Origin of the sequence: Niallia sp. FSL W8-1348 (assembly GCF_038006745.1) — a bacterium.
Lineage (GTDB): Bacteria > Bacillota > Bacilli > Bacillales > Cytobacillaceae > Niallia > Niallia alba.
Map to the genome: position 1 here is coordinate 135598 of NZ_JBBOVV010000001.1, position 14685 is coordinate 150282.

The window sequence follows — 14685 nt, forward strand, 5'->3', positions numbered from 1 at the left end:
ATTCCCGATATTTTTTAGCTTTCACTTTCCCATGCTGCGATTTCTTTGCGGACAAGTGGAGCTACTTCTGTACCAAGCAATTCAATTGCTCGCATCACTTGATCATGGGGCATGCTGCCAACAGGAACATGGAGCATAAAACGAGTAATACCAACGTTTTTGCGCAAAGCAATAATTTTATCTGCTACTGTGCGTGGATCTCCTACATACAGTGCTCCGTTTTCACTCCGGGCTGCATCAAAGGTTTCTCTTGTATAAGGTCCCCATCCTCTTTCTTTTCCAAGTACATTCATTGCATATTGGGTAGACGGGAAGAAAGCATCTGCTGCGAGTAGTGTATCCTCTCCAACGAACCCATGAGAATGAGAAGCAACCGTTAACTTTTTCGGATCATGGCCAGCATGCTCAACTGCACGGTAATAGAGATCTACAAGAGGTGCAAATTGCGCTGGATTTCCTCCAATAATTGCTAGAACTAGCGGTAAACCAAGAATCCCGGCACGTACTACAGACTCACTATTTCCTCCGCTTCCAATCCATATTGGCAATGGATCTTGCACTGGACGAGGATAGACGCCTAGATTATTAATGGCTGCACGATGCTTTCCACTCCATGTTACTTTCTCTGATGCTTGCAATTTTAAAAGCAAGTCTAATTTTTCATCAAATAATTCATTATAGTCATTTAAATCATAGCCAAAGAGCGGAAATGATTCAATAAAGGAACCGCGGCCAGCCATAATTTCGGCACGTCCATTAGATAATCCGTCCAAAGTTGCAAAGTCTTGAAACACGCGGACTGGATCATCGGAAGAAAGAACGGTAACTGCGCTTGTTAAACGGATATGACTTGTTTGTGTGGCAGCTGCTGCTAAAATCATCGCAGGTGCTGAGGCTGCGTAATCTTTTCGATGATGTTCCCCTACACCAAAGACATCTAACCCCACTTTATCTGCTAAAATAATTTCCTCTACTACTTGGCGAATTCTTTCTGCATGGCTAACTACCTTCCCTGAATGTGGGTCTGGTGTAGTTTCCACAAATGTACTTATTCCTATTTCCACTATCTATATATCCTCCTTAAGAAAACACAATAATCGTAAAGCAAAATGATCACTTCTTCTCCTATTAAAACAGGAGATGTCTCGAATTACAACTATTGTGTTCACGAAGAAAAAAAGTAATGAACTTCCAATCGATTTCCCTTACAATGAAAGAACATACATAATTTAACTGGAGGGACACATAGATGTTTCAGTATACAATCAATGAGGATTTAACCTTAAGAGTGTTTCGTTTAGACGATGCGGAAGAATTTTTTCAATTAACAATGAAAAATAAAACTTATTTAAAAGAATGGCTCGGCTGGCTCGATTACACGCAAACAGTAGATGACACAAAAGAGAATATTCGCCAAAGGCTTCAAGGAATTCTTGAAACAGGAGGCTACCCAAAATCTGTTGCCATCCTGTATAAAGGAAGTATAACTGGAACAATCGGCTACAATGAGATTAACCGTACGAGTAAGATTGGGAAAATTGGCTACTGGTTAGGTGAAGAATATCAAGGAAATGGAATTATGACAAAAGCATGCCAAGCTTTTATTTCATATGGATTCACTGAATTAAATCTTAACCGTATCGAAATTGCTGCAGCAACCGAAAACAAAAAAAGCAGAGCACTTCCAGAAAGACTAGGGTTTACAGAAGAAGGAATAATCAGACAAGCGGAATGGCTTTATGACCATTATGTAGACCATGTTATCTATGGTTTGCTGCGCGAAGAATGGGAAAAGAGCCCAAAATAAAAAAAGGTGGAGTTACGATGTTTTATAAGCTTACAAAAGAACAGCAAAATGCCATGATTGCAGATATTCAATACTTCTTCTCACAAGAAAGAGAGGAAGAGATTTCTGAATTTGCCGCAGAAAGAGTACTAGACTTTGTGAAGGAATCCCTTGCTCCTCATTTTTACAATGCTGGGGTTAAGGATGCCAGAAAAATAGTCGAAGAAAGAGCAAGCTCTCTTGAAGACGAGCTATTAACGCTGGAAAGGCCTACTAAATAAGAGACTTTTGTTCTCTTTCTATCCAAAGGTGAGGCTCAGCCCTCTCCTTCTTTTTGTTCCTTTTCGAAAATCAACTCCCTATAGATTTGTTTCTATTCACAAAAAAGTATCGGACGTGATTCATCTTCCATTGTGTTCATACTCTGCGCATTTTTTCATTTACATATATTTGTTCATTTAGCATACACTAAAAACGAACAAACGTTCTTAAAAATATATTGAAAGGAACAAGCGTTCTAGTTATTATAATAGATAGAAGGAGTGTGTTTTCATGATTAAAGACCGTGGAACAAAAAAATGGGTAGCGCTAATGCTGCCAGAACATGTTGCTGCTGTGAAGGAAGAGCTATTAAATGAGAAGAAAGTGAAAAAACCAAAATTAGATCAAGAAAAGTTAAATGATATCGATTTACTGATTCACGAAGGAATGGAATACCATTTGTTCCTGCAATTTTCATTATTTAAAAATGGGTTTATCGAAATACTCATTGGAAGAACCGTTTTTATTGACTACATAAAAAGAGAACTTCGAATTGAGGAAGAAACCAATACCATTCACTATATTCCATTTCATCTGCTGATCGATGTGGAACGCTTGTAATTTAGAGGAAATCACCATGAATAGACTATCAAAGGAAGACACAAAAATACTGGAACATCTCATTTATTTGCCCCTCTTACTAACTGTTTTAGAAAGAGATTACCAGCAAGCAAAAACAACTCCCTTTAAACTTAATCAAGTTTATCTAAATTTAATTGAACATACGATGAAAAAAGTCCAAGATGACTTAAAAGGATTCAAGGAAAAAATGCGTCAAAAGAAAATAAAACTAATAAAGGGCAATTTGGATAAGAACTTTACCGAATACCATTACTATGTAGCAAACTATCACGAAGTCCATCGATTTGCTAATACAGAATTAAAAGCAAATACAGAGAAGTTATTATCTTACTATTTATTTAAGGAAAATGATGTTTTTTAAGATTTTTTTGCCTTATTAGATAAAAAAGATTAAAAATCCTGAGTGGAATGGAGCCGAGGAAACTGCACTCTTCACTCAGGAACCATATTTTTTAGCAGCATGTTTATAATTAATGCTCTAACCTTTTGTAAGATTAACAATCAAATCCCTAATAATAGGTACATCTTCTTCCTGCTTCACTGTGAATAGATAATCGGCTTCCCCTTCTGCTGGATCTAGTGCCATGCCCCCTGTTTGCTCATGCTGACGATTAAGAATCTCTTCGTAAGTAGACGCCGTTCTTAAACGTAATATATCCCGCTCACTTTTGGCAATTCGCACCTTTAGTAGGTCTATCGGAAGATTAAAATGTACAAGGACCGTCATAAAACCATTTGTTTTATAATATCGAAGCAATTCCATCCGACTTTCGCGATTACGATTAGCATTACTTAAAATAAGATGACAGTTAGAATGATTAACAGCATAATCCACGATTGTTTTTGTCAGGGCATGTTTAATATGATTAGCTCCATCCTTTGGCAAAAGTTTTTCATAATATGTCTGTAAAAATTCAGCATGATTATCTTGATCAATAACAAGCGCATTTCTAAGCCTGCTTTCTAGCATCTGGGCAAATGTTGACTTTCCACTGTGCGTCATGCCAACCGTCATGATGACTAACCTATTCATATTTTTCCCTCCATCAAATAATTACTACATTTACTCTAACAAAAGCAAACACCTTTTCCTATCAAAAAATTTCCATTTTTGAAGCTTCCTGTATAGCCTTATCCTCTTTTGGAATGATAAAAGGGATGTGCAGATTATGAAAAAGGAGATAGATGTACGCATGTATTTTTATAGAGAAGATTTAATCAATATGATTGTCCCCGACAAGCCAGATCCCAATGCCGCAAAAGTGTTGCAAGAAGCATTAGGTGGGCAATTTGGAGAAATGAGAACAATGATGCAGTTCTCTTTTCAAAGTGCCAACTTCCGCGGAAAAGCAAAGCAATATCGTGATCTTATCCGCGGGGTGTTTTTGGAAGAACTTAGCCATGTAGAACTTGTTCAATCCACGATTAATCAATTGCTGAACGACTCAGGTGAAAATATGCCAGGTAATTTAGCCAGTGACGGTGCACCTTTAGATGATGTAATCAAAGGCGGCGCTAACCCCCATCATTATATTATGGGCGCTAAATCCTCTCTTCCTGTTGATGCAGGGGGGAATCCCTGGAATGCATCTTGGGTATATGATCATGGGAATCTAATCGCAAATCTCTTAAATAATGTTGTTCTAGAGTCAACAGGAGTGCTGCAAAAATCACGAATTTATGAAATGAGCAACAACAAAACATTAAGAGAAACAATTGCCTTTTTAATCGTCCGCGATAACGCGCATCAAAATGCCTTCGCTAAAGCATTAGAAACATTAGGCGTAGATTGGGGAAAAATTCTTCCTGTTCCTAACTATGATATTAATAAATATCCAGAATGTCGAAAATATGTGGACATGGGCTTCCATAATGCACAATTTAATTTCAGGCTCGATAATACAAGAATCGGTGAGATTTTCCAAGGAACAACCCCTAGCCGAAATAACGGCGACTTGAATGTTGTTCCACCACCTCAAGGTTATCCAGTTCCAGAGCTACCAGATATGCCAAATGAACATGCACCTGGTCTTTCTGATTTAAATAATTAATTTTATATAAAAAAGAAGCTGAAACATAAGTATTTTCAACCAAATAACCCCGAACGATTATACGTACATGATAAGAAAAGTTCGTATAATTGTTTTGGGGTTTTATTCATTTTAAGAAAGACGGTTTGCGGTGATCACCTGCAGCCTGAAGGCACTTCGCTTTCCATGGAGCTGCGTGTATTCCGTCTGCTTTGTATTTCCTACTCATTATATTTTCTTTTAAAAAAATGATGGAACGAGTTGGTTTCGCCACGAAATTAGAGATTGTTCGTCTTTATCTATTATATATTTTGTTTTGTCCCAGTCTGTTTTTCTTGCCATTTCCTCTTTATCACCATTGTGATTTCAAAAGCATATAAAAAAATAAGATACTATTCCTTTTCTTTGTGCCAAAATTTATGTATTGGAGGCAAATTTCATGTCAAAGTCGGGCTATATTCCTGATAACACTAATATTCATCAATCAAGCGGAACTCCCAATCTTATTTATAATACGCGTGACAATGTGCTTTTTGAAAGAAATCCAGAAAATATCGCTTATAAAGTAACCTCTACTCAGTTGCCAGCCATGATTGGTGGGTCATTTGTCGATTTATTTTTAACAAAAGGACATATGAGAGAACCCCATTGGCATCCAAATGCTTGGGAATTGGATGTCATTGTATCAGGAGAAGCGATGATTTCCATTGTTGATCCTGATACACGGAAACTGCATCATTACCATGCAAAACCTGGTGATGTAGTATTTATACCAATGGCGTGGTGGCACTGGATTCGACCAGCCACAGATAAATTGCATTTACATCTCTTTTTTAATAATGACCAATTTGAAAGTGCGGAAGGTTCTGATACATTGCGCCTAACTCCGCCAGAAGTATTTGAAGCAGCTTATGGAATAGATTCAAAAAAGGTTGCTGATGCATTTTCAGCACTGAAAGAATCTGTTATCATCGGTCCGCCTGATTCAAGCCGAATCCAACCACCCATCAGCTTCAAAGCAAGAAAAAACGTCCCCAGATAAGATATCCATACACATTAATCAAAAAAGCATTGATTATTGAGCTTCCTTATTAGTTATATAAAGTTCAACTAACCATCAGTGGGGGTTTTCCTTGCTCCCCCACTGATGGTTAGTTGAACTAATCGGACCTTTACGGACAGTTAATCTCCCACCTTTCTTCCTCGTATACTCATAAGCTTGGGGGAGTCTTACTGTCCGTTAAGAGTGGGATAAAAAATCGCTCTACTCAGGATGAATGAGCAGAGCTTTTGCTTGTTCCTAGCTGGCAAAAATATTGGTTGTCCATCCACTTTATCATATGCATTCATTTCGATTTGGCTATTGAAAAACAGCATTTTTTTCTCCTGATTCTTGGAGAACTTACATAGTACAGATAACCAAATTTAATTTTAATGAAATAAGTGCATTATCTTACTTCTACCTCAATATATATGATCAGGCAGGTGATAATTTGATGTTACAATTGTTTCTAGAATTAGTCTCATTTCTAATCCCTATTAACAAATACAAAATCTAAAGTTTAATGGTTATGTTTGGAAACATTATGATAAAGACAGCAAGCAGTAAATATGTTTGCTGTTTTATCATCGAATCCCCTCTTCTAATCTCCACCGCTCCAACTTTCTTCGTTAAAAGGGCAACCCATTGTATATAAGAATCCCAAAATCGCAATCTAGCATTTATGTTTAGCAACTAACTCTTCCCATTCCTCTATAGACAACTAAAATCGTTACAAATATAAACACATTAAAAAAATACTTTTTAAGAATCATTTTGCATCTTTATAAATGACTCTAAATGTAAGAAATTACTATTTAAATTTCAGGTATAATTTAGTAAAATAAAGGAAATATTATGCAATGATAGGAGAAATGATCAATGTGGTTGGCTTAATAATTTCAATATTTGTTTTTAACTACTGTGCTTTCCGATTAAATAAACATTTAAACAAAAATCAAATTCTACATATCTATATTTTTTCCATAGCGTTTCAACTATTATTTGATATAATAATTGATTTTAAGCTTCATGCATATTGGTATTTTACGATAGCAATAGAGTGGCATGTTTTATTGTATGCTTTATTTTTAGTACCTCCAGTTAATATACTCTTTCTCAATTGCTTTCCATTCAAGAAATCTATTACAAAGAAAATAATTGCCATCTGCCTATGGAATTTTGCTTTCTTACTCTATGAATTCATTGCCCTTTTCCCAGAACCTTGGGGCTACTTCCATTATGGTTGGTGGAAATGGTGGTATTCCGCTTTACTTAATCCTTTTTTATTATATTTAGTTATTACATATTATCGTTTTATCCAAAAAATAGAAAAATCAACACTAGCGTCGCATTAAAATAATACAACGCCTTCCGGAAATCTGAATTTTCTGTAATATTAATGATACACAAAAAAATCCTTTATAATGGTTGGACGGTAGTAAACCATCCAAATCCAACATAAAGGACATAAGCATGGATAAGTTTACACGAAAAACATCATTTGAACAATGGTTTTCACCGATTTCCTCCACAAAACTTGAAGAATTGGTTGAAACCCATCAATTAAATTACTATACAAAGAAGCTACACATCGCTTCATTCCTGAAATTACTGCTGTTTGCGCAGCTGAATGAAACCGAAAGTCTGCGTGCTGTCAGTGATACATTGTTTTCAGACGACCTACAAAAAGCAACGAATTTGGAATCGATTAGCTTTTCACAATTAGGACGTCGATTAAATCAAGTACCGACAGAGGTGTTCCAGCAGGTGTTTCTAGATTTAGTCGCGCAAATTCATGAGAAAACGGATTTTGATAAGCGACGTAAAATGACAACACCACTGAAAATCATCGACTCGAGTACGTTGCCACTGAATTTGAACAATCATAAATGGGCTAAGTTCCGCAAAACAAAGTCAGGCATTAAGCTTCATTTACGTCTTGTTTACTTAGAAAAGGGTTGTTCCTATCCAGACAAAGCGGTGTTAACGAATGCGATCGAACATGATCGAGGTCAGCTAGAAGTACTCGTTGACGACAAAGAGTGCATGTACGTCTTTGACCGTGGCTACTTGGATTACGAGCGATTCGACCGCATGACCGACGATGGTTACTTCTTCGTTTCACGCTTGCGGAAAAACGCTGTAACTCATCAAATCGAGGAATTTGATCTTCCAAAAGATTCAACCGTTTTATCAGATGAAATGATTTCCTTGGGCACAGCACAAAGTCGAGCAGGTAATGAATTCAGACAATTGAAAGTGTTGGATTCAAAAGGAAATGAGTTACACCTCATAACGAATCGCTTCGACTTGAGTGCAGATGAAATCGCTGAATTGTATAAATCACGCTGGGCAATCGAGCTGTTTTTCAAGTGGATGAAGCAACATTTAAACATCAAAAAGTTCTACGGACAAAGCGAACAAGCTGTGCATAATCAAGTGTACATCGCGATGATCGTCTACTGTTTACATGTACTGGCTCAGCTGAGTACAAATAGTTCACGGACGTACTTACAAATCAGTCGGTGGCTAAAAGCAGCACCCTGGAAACCAGCACGTATTTGGATTCGAAAAATAGCAGGAAGAGCTGTCCCGTAAAGGTTTAACCGTTTCTGTCGCCCTCGCCAAAGGTTATAGTAAAAAAATGGATGATTACTACCTCTGTTCGCGTGTCTTCGTTTTTCTTCTCAAACGGGAATATCAGAAAACAGAATATTCAGTTAGAATTTATGCGACGTTAGTGAAAAATCAATATAACTTAATAAACTAGGACTTCACTTTTCGGATACTTTCTTTCCTAATGGTAATACTATGATTAACTATCTATTTGAGCAGGTGAAGTTACCATGAATATGGAAAGATGGATTTTAGTCGGAATTATTGCAATAAGCATTCTTGCTATTTTCTTGTTTGTTCCGAGAAAAAAAGCTAGAGAAGCGTGGGTATTATTTTTATCCCTGCAGATTATCACTTGGCCTGCTGGATTACTTGCAGTTGAATGGAAAATGATTGACTATCCAATTCAGCTTTTCTCCTTTGCAAACGAATTTAATCGTTCTAGTTTTACGTTTGAATTTTTTCTTTTTCCCGTAACAGCGATTATTTTTAGTTTATACTTCCCTAAAAAATTCAGGAAAATCGGTACATTCTTTTATTACTTCCTCTTTGCTGGATTCTTCACTTGTCTGGAAGTTATCATAGAGAGACATACAGAACTCGTGGACTATCAAAGTTGGCACGGCTCTTATACACTAATATCCGTAATGGTCACATTATTTATTAACCATACCTATTATAATTGATTTAAAAAAGAGCTAAAAGGAACGGAAATATAAATGAATAAGGAACTAGTTATTTTACTTCTTTCATGGATTGTCTGTTTGTTTTTACTCATTAAATTTATTCCAAAAGAGAAAAAACGGTATTTTCAAATTATCTTTTTATTTGCTCATGCTACAGCATGGATATTTCAACTTATCCAAGTAAATATGAAGTTAGTAAGCTTTCCATACCGAGAATTTGAGCAGGCAACAAAAATGAGTTTCTCCCTCTATTATTTAGTTTTGCCGACCTTTGCTGTTTTTTTCATTCTTTATTATCCGGAAAAGAAGAATTGGATAAGAGTATGGATTCATTACCTAATTTTCAGTAACGGTATGCATCTTTATATGTTTTTAATAGAGAGAAGCAGTGATCTTGTGCATGATATTGACTGGCATTGGTGGTTTGCTGTCAGTATTGATCTAATTGTTTTATATCTTGTTAAAAAGTTTGCTTTCTGGTTTAGGAAAGGCTTTAAAGAATGACAATAAAACAAAAGGCCAAATTTCCCTTTTTGACTATAGGGGAATTTGGCCTTTGTTTCGCTATTCTACTTGGAAAGTTTGATTAGGTTTAGCATCTTACATATTTACGTTTAAAGCCAAGCATGCCTCTATCTACTTCCTTTTGAATTCTTTCCGAAACATTAGAAACAGTGCTTTTTTTCTTGCCCTTCTTAATTTCCACTAATCCTACATCTTTAGCAGTTTCGACTGCTTTCTCATGAAGGGGCACAAAGGAAATAGCCACAGTAGCAATAAAGTTATTCATCGCCGATTTCACCGTATCTGGAGATTGGTGAATTGTATTTTTCACTTGATCGAGCATACTCGCAAGCTTACTTTCACTAAATTCAGCGTCCTGTCGATTTCCTAAAAGCCAGCAATAACAACTCCACCCAGCTGACATTCGTAGTTCTTCCCCGCTCTCAATCCATCTATCAGCAACAGCTTGGGCAAAATTTGTTTCTGCTAAAGATACTGCCACCACGAAATCGGACAGCATATAAAAATAAGCAGCATCTATCCATCGCTCAAAATCTTCCTCTGTCATAATTGGAGGATCACAAATGACACCAGCAAAATACATGGCATCATAGTTACCCGTTGCATATAGCTCTTCAGCTAAAGGCTGATTTTTCTTTATTTTTCTAGCAATCGGCTTCATCGCCCCAGTTGCTACACCAAAAACTGGCTCCTTAGCACCATTGTTCATATACATCTTTTTCAGCCTTTCCTTTCCAAGTGCTTCGAGTTCTTGCATAACGGTTTCCAAATCCATTGTATCCCTTCCTCCTCCAAAATTCTTGCATGTTATTCTTACAGACGCTTCCTTCTATCATGAAAATATAGAAAAAAAAGGATTTATCCGTTCGTTTGTTGAAGTATGTACTAAAGTCTATTGTATTTACTATTAAGGAGCATTGTCAATGAAGCATACATTCCCAATTATCGAAACAGAGCGTTTACGCTTAAGAAACGTAACTTCTGAAGATGCTAAAGATATGTTTACATACTTATCTGATCAAGAAGTTGTTCAACATATGGGGCTTGAACCATACAAGTCTGTTGAGGATGTCTTAGAGGAAATAGATTGGTACAAATCAATCTGGGAAAAAGGCACTGGAATAAGATGGTGCATTACATTAAAAAACGAAGATACCGTGATCGGTAGCTGCGGTTTTCTAAATAGGCAGCCAAAGCATTATAAATCCGAAATAGGCTACGAATTAAGCAGAAAGTATTGGGGCCAAGGCATCGCTGGCGAGGCATTAGAAGCTGTGCTTGCGTATGGATTCCAGCATCTTAACTTAGAAAGAATCGAAGCATTAATCGAGCCATTAAATATATCTTCACAAAAATTAGTGGAAAAACACGGTTTCTTACGTGAAGGTTTATTGAGACATTATGAATATACATGCGGAAAATTTGATGATTTATATATGTACTCTATCCTTAAGGGAGATTTTAAGGATTAACCAAAGCCCTGTTCTATGAGCAGGGTTTATTTAAAGTTTATCGCTACCATAGCCTTACCATATTCTTCAACTTATTCCCCATTAAAAATTCACGATGAAAAATTCTTCTTTGGTTAAACTAAAATTAAAACAAAGGAGAATGAAGAATTACGATGAAGAGACAAAAACATGAAAAAATGTTCTTAAGAATTTTATGTATGATAGGAATTGGTTCTTTCTTTCATCTACTTCGAAAACCTCCATTAAAAGATTGGCTAATTATTTTCTTACTGAAAAGTTATATAGCCTCTATTTTAGATAATCTTTTAGTAAAAAAAGGATATCTAACCTATCCAGTAAAATTGTTAAAAACATTTGATGTTAGTGTACTATTTAGCTATCTGCTTTTCCCTGTAACTTGTATCTACTACAATCAAGTAACGAAAAATTCAAGCATTGCAGGGACATTGATGAAGACCTTATTGTTTAGCGTTCCCTCTACATTTGCTGAACACTGGATCGAAAGAAAAACAAATTTAATTAAATATAAAAAATCTTGGACATCCGTACATAGTTTTCTTTCAATCGCAGGAACGTTTTTATTGGTGAAATTAATAATGGGCTTGGTTAGCAAAGCGGCTATTAGGCAATCTGGAGAGAACTGATTGCCTTTTATTCCATTTTACTATCTTTCTTATATCCTTTATAAAACTTCGTAAAAGCGAATATAAACTTGCTACTGTTCGTTTAGATTATTAATTTATCTTCTATATAAAAGGAACGACTTCATAATTCTTAAGATTTTTCTAAACACTTAGTTCCATTGTCAATTTTATGAAAATTACCGTCTTTGTAATGGAATATAATGTTCATATAATGTAAATATGCATCTGAATGCTCAATGAAAATACATATTTTATTCATTCGTAAATCAGCCAAATTCCGAAAAATTTTCTCTGCGGTGCTTATATCCAGCGAACTAGACAACTCATCAAAAAGAAGAATATCAGTGTTTGGTTTAGCTAGCGTTTGGGCGATAAGAACTCTCTTTCTTTCTCCTCCTGAAAGCCTACTACCATTCATACCAATTGGGATATCCTGATGCCGTTCTAAAACATTTTCAAGACAACTTAATGATATCAATTCATTGAATTGTTTTCTTGTTATGTTAGGATTGGCTAATTTGATATTTTCCTCGATTGATAAATCAAATAGATAGGCATCCTGCATTAAATAGGAGACATGAGGCTTCGCGATTGATTGACCACCTTTATAAAATTCCACGCTATTTTCCCCTGTATCATACAACTTGGATAAAATCTTCGCTAAGGTGGACTTACCACATCCGCTAGGTCCCATAATACATATGTTAGCTGGTTTCGTGACAGTAAAGCTCAGATTATCAATAATATTTTTATTTTCATAAGCAAAAGATAGTCCCGAAACTTCCATTGTGTCAATCGATTCAACCACAGCATTTAGGAGACTATCTTCTTTAAGGGAAAAAATACTGTATATACGGTCAAGGGAAATGCGAAGTTTTGTTGTTTTATTGCGAATCTCAACAATTTCTAAAAAAGGGTCTGTCAGCATATGGTTATATAATAAAATCGCAAGCATACTACCAATTGAGACCTGTTGTTGGTGTACCATAAATGCAGATACGATAAGGATTGTTCCAATTGATAGCATGAACAATAAACCAATAAGATTTTCTGAAATATTTTCAATGTAGCTTTGCTTTATATTAATCTTCTTTAATTTGTTATTACGCTCCTGTACTTTCGTTGTATAATGTTCTTTATATTGAAAAACTCGAATGGTTTTGATACCAGAAATCCCTTCCAGAAAAACTTTCCACAATTGATGCGATCCTTTTCTTTGGTTGGTAATATTGATATCTGTTCTTTTTTGAATTGCATGAGAAGCAAAAGCTGTTATGATACCTAATGGAACCATTATAAACGTAAGCTGAATGTTAATTGTAAGCATGTAAATCAAAGCAGTACAAAAAGAAGTAAAGGCAAAAACAGATTGGATAACAGGCTTCATTAATTCATTATTAACATAGGTACAATCTTCCATTAAAATATTGGATGTTTCAAATACATTCTTTTTCTCTAATGCCAATAGATCTGCATACATCAATTTTCGAAAAAGTTTTAGCTGTAGATTATTTCCAACATTGTATTGTACATAGTCTGCCATACTTCGGGAGATTGCTTGAAAACAATAATTTATAACTTGAAATAATACATAAAGACAGCCAAAATAGACAATTTGACTTGCTGTTGCTTCTTCCGAAAGACTGTTAACAATCTTCTCAACAAATTTAATTGGTACTAATGCAGTGATAGCAGAAATGATTAGTAAAAAGATTGTAAATAAAAACAGCCACTTTAATCTAGTTGTACTATGATCTCGAAAACAATTTATAATTTTTTGCATGATCTACTTCTTCCTATTCCATTAATTTTAAGTTTTTTCTCCTTTGCCATTTATTAGATATAAAAAATCATGTGATTTCATTCACAAAATATATTAGAATTAATAGATTTATTTAAAATTTTAAAGTAGCGGAAAAACATTGTCAATATATCCCAACACTTTCCTAACAAACAGCCCTCTCTATGAAAAAAGAAGGCTTTTTGTTATTCAAACCAACATTTATAAAAGTCTTATTTAGAAATGATTGGCACCCATAATTCATGCCGTGGTTTGTGTCCTGGCCCATAGTAACATTCCATGCATGGTAGATTGGCAAGTTCATAACCAGATGTAGGAACCCACTCGGCATATAATCGTTTCCAGGCTTCTACAATATTTGGAAAAACAGCCCATGTTGCTGGTGGAATAATTAATGTTTCCATTCCTTCCCTTGCATCGCCATCATACCGAACACCCGTAAAATAATTAAATGCTTCATCCATTATGGCCGCTTCTTTCCCACACACACCCAAGATCCCTTCCAGCGAACACTTTGGATTTTCCCATGACAGATCAATCAATTCCTGCATAAATCCATCTTTTTTCGCCTTACTCCAAATCGTTGGAATTGTTTTAAACGCTCGACTTGTTTTAACCGAATTACTCTTCCCAATGATTCTTAATTCAAAGTCTAAATTTTCGATTCTATATTCCATTTCCGTATCTCCTTTTATGGATAACTGAAAGGAGATTTTAGGAAAGGCCTTCAGTTGTGTTCCTTGCTGGCGGCATTCCGAAGGTTTTATTCCATGTAATTTTTTAAAAGCGCGAGAAAAAGCATCAGCTGATTCATACCCATACATATTCGCAATCTCTAAAATTCGCTTATCGCTTTTTTGCAACTCAAACGCAGCAAGAGTTAAGCGTCTGCGTCTAATATATTCGGATAAAGAAATTCCTGATATAGATGCAAACATTCTTGAAAAATGAAATTCCGAACAATAAGCAATCTTCGCTAATTGTTTGTAGTCTATTTCTTCTTCTAAATTCTCTTCTATGTAGTCTAAAACATTGTTCATTCGATCAAGCCAATCCATACATTTCCTCCTTTCGTTATCTATTTTAAGAAAATGAAAGACGTTTCGTACGACATTTATTGCCTAAAAAAGTAGCTTTTATAGAGGTAAAGGACAGCTGTGGCATGACTCCACATTCGTGG

18 protein-coding genes are annotated in these 14685 nt (G+C 35.6%); 12 read left to right on the forward strand and 6 right to left on the reverse strand.

Annotated features, from left to right (window positions below; translation table 11 throughout):
• Nucleotides 1-14 precede the first annotated feature (14 nt).
• Nucleotides 15-1064, reverse strand: a complete 1050-nt coding sequence (locus tag NST60_RS00780; RefSeq protein WP_101729976.1) for an LLM class flavin-dependent oxidoreductase — start codon at nucleotides 1062-1064, stop codon at nucleotides 15-17.
• A gap of 185 nt (nucleotides 1065-1249) precedes the next feature.
• Between NST60_RS00780 and NST60_RS00785 the strand changes: the two genes are divergently transcribed.
• The 4 genes from NST60_RS00785 (at nucleotide 1250) to NST60_RS00800 (ending at nucleotide 3050) form a co-directional block, all read left to right on the forward strand.
• The gene (locus NST60_RS00785; RefSeq protein ID WP_016204674.1) at nucleotides 1250-1807 is read left to right on the forward strand and encodes a GNAT family N-acetyltransferase; all 558 of its coding nucleotides are present in this window, start codon (nucleotides 1250-1252) and stop codon (nucleotides 1805-1807) included.
• 17 nt (nucleotides 1808-1824) lie between these two features.
• The gene (locus NST60_RS00790) at nucleotides 1825-2067 is read left to right on the forward strand and encodes a DUF2164 domain-containing protein (RefSeq protein WP_016204675.1); all 243 of its coding nucleotides are present in this window, start codon (nucleotides 1825-1827) and stop codon (nucleotides 2065-2067) included.
• Between the two features lie 271 nt (nucleotides 2068-2338).
• On the forward strand, nucleotides 2339-2668 hold the full coding sequence (locus NST60_RS00795; protein ID WP_016204676.1) for a YolD-like family protein: 330 nt from the start codon (nucleotides 2339-2341) through the stop codon (nucleotides 2666-2668).
• Between the two features lie 16 nt (nucleotides 2669-2684).
• Nucleotides 2685-3050: a hypothetical protein gene (locus NST60_RS00800; protein ID WP_016204677.1), complete on the forward strand. Its 366-nt coding sequence runs from the start codon at nucleotides 2685-2687 to the stop codon at nucleotides 3048-3050.
• 117 nt (nucleotides 3051-3167) lie between these two features.
• Here the strand turns inward: NST60_RS00800 and NST60_RS00805 are convergent, their stop codons facing one another.
• Entirely contained in the window at nucleotides 3168-3722 is a 555-nt protein-coding gene (locus NST60_RS00805; protein WP_169188425.1) for an AAA family ATPase, read from the reverse strand.
• A 160-nt stretch (nucleotides 3723-3882) separates the two neighbouring features.
• On the opposite strand from NST60_RS00805, the gene NST60_RS00810 reads away from it, so the two are divergent.
• On the forward strand, nucleotides 3883-4740 hold the full coding sequence (locus NST60_RS00810) for a manganese catalase family protein (protein WP_101730570.1): 858 nt from the start codon (nucleotides 3883-3885) through the stop codon (nucleotides 4738-4740).
• A gap of 418 nt (nucleotides 4741-5158) precedes the next feature.
• The gene (locus tag NST60_RS00815) at nucleotides 5159-5761 is read left to right on the forward strand and encodes a cupin domain-containing protein (protein ID WP_169188424.1); all 603 of its coding nucleotides are present in this window, start codon (nucleotides 5159-5161) and stop codon (nucleotides 5759-5761) included.
• Between the two features lie 513 nt (nucleotides 5762-6274).
• Here NST60_RS00815 and NST60_RS00820 read toward each other — a convergent pair.
• On the reverse strand, nucleotides 6275-6454 hold the full coding sequence (locus NST60_RS00820) for a hypothetical protein (RefSeq protein WP_040344164.1): 180 nt from the start codon (nucleotides 6452-6454) through the stop codon (nucleotides 6275-6277).
• A gap of 167 nt (nucleotides 6455-6621) precedes the next feature.
• Between NST60_RS00820 and NST60_RS00825 the strand changes: the two genes are divergently transcribed.
• The 4 genes from NST60_RS00825 to NST60_RS00840 all read left to right on the forward strand — a co-directional run bounded on the left by NST60_RS00825 (nucleotide 6622) and on the right by NST60_RS00840 (nucleotide 9567).
• Nucleotides 6622-7116, forward strand: coding sequence for a hypothetical protein (locus tag NST60_RS00825; protein ID WP_341097984.1), 495 nt, complete (start codon nucleotides 6622-6624; stop codon nucleotides 7114-7116).
• 118 nt (nucleotides 7117-7234) lie between these two features.
• Complete coding sequence (locus NST60_RS00830; RefSeq protein WP_100525935.1) at nucleotides 7235-8359, forward strand: IS4 family transposase; 1125 nt, start codon at nucleotides 7235-7237, stop codon at nucleotides 8357-8359.
• Nucleotides 8360-8607: 248 nt separating this feature from the next.
• Nucleotides 8608-9063, forward strand: a complete 456-nt coding sequence (locus NST60_RS00835; protein ID WP_341097986.1) for a CBO0543 family protein — start codon at nucleotides 8608-8610, stop codon at nucleotides 9061-9063.
• A gap of 33 nt (nucleotides 9064-9096) precedes the next feature.
• Entirely contained in the window at nucleotides 9097-9567 is a 471-nt protein-coding gene (locus tag NST60_RS00840) for a CBO0543 family protein (RefSeq protein WP_016204683.1), read from the forward strand.
• An 88-nt stretch (nucleotides 9568-9655) separates the two neighbouring features.
• On the opposite strand, the gene NST60_RS00845 is transcribed toward NST60_RS00840, so the two are convergent.
• On the reverse strand, nucleotides 9656-10363 hold the full coding sequence (locus NST60_RS00845; protein ID WP_016204684.1) for a DNA alkylation repair protein: 708 nt from the start codon (nucleotides 10361-10363) through the stop codon (nucleotides 9656-9658).
• A 148-nt stretch (nucleotides 10364-10511) separates the two neighbouring features.
• On the opposite strand from NST60_RS00845, the gene NST60_RS00850 reads away from it, so the two are divergent.
• Both NST60_RS00850 and NST60_RS00855 read left to right on the forward strand, forming a co-directional pair.
• On the forward strand, nucleotides 10512-11060 hold the full coding sequence (locus NST60_RS00850; protein WP_016204685.1) for a GNAT family N-acetyltransferase: 549 nt from the start codon (nucleotides 10512-10514) through the stop codon (nucleotides 11058-11060).
• 152 nt (nucleotides 11061-11212) lie between these two features.
• Nucleotides 11213-11704, forward strand: coding sequence for a CBO0543 family protein (locus NST60_RS00855; protein WP_341097990.1), 492 nt, complete (start codon nucleotides 11213-11215; stop codon nucleotides 11702-11704).
• Between the two features lie 130 nt (nucleotides 11705-11834).
• Here NST60_RS00855 and NST60_RS00860 read toward each other — a convergent pair whose 3' ends face one another.
• Nucleotides 11835-13487 (reverse strand): ABC transporter ATP-binding protein, encoded by a 1653-nt coding sequence (locus NST60_RS00860; RefSeq protein WP_341097991.1) that lies wholly within the window; start codon nucleotides 13485-13487, stop codon nucleotides 11835-11837.
• Nucleotides 13488-13717: 230 nt separating this feature from the next.
• Complete coding sequence (locus NST60_RS00865; RefSeq protein WP_016204689.1) at nucleotides 13718-14563, reverse strand: AraC family transcriptional regulator; 846 nt, start codon at nucleotides 14561-14563, stop codon at nucleotides 13718-13720.
• Nucleotides 14564-14685: the final 122 nt, after the last annotated feature.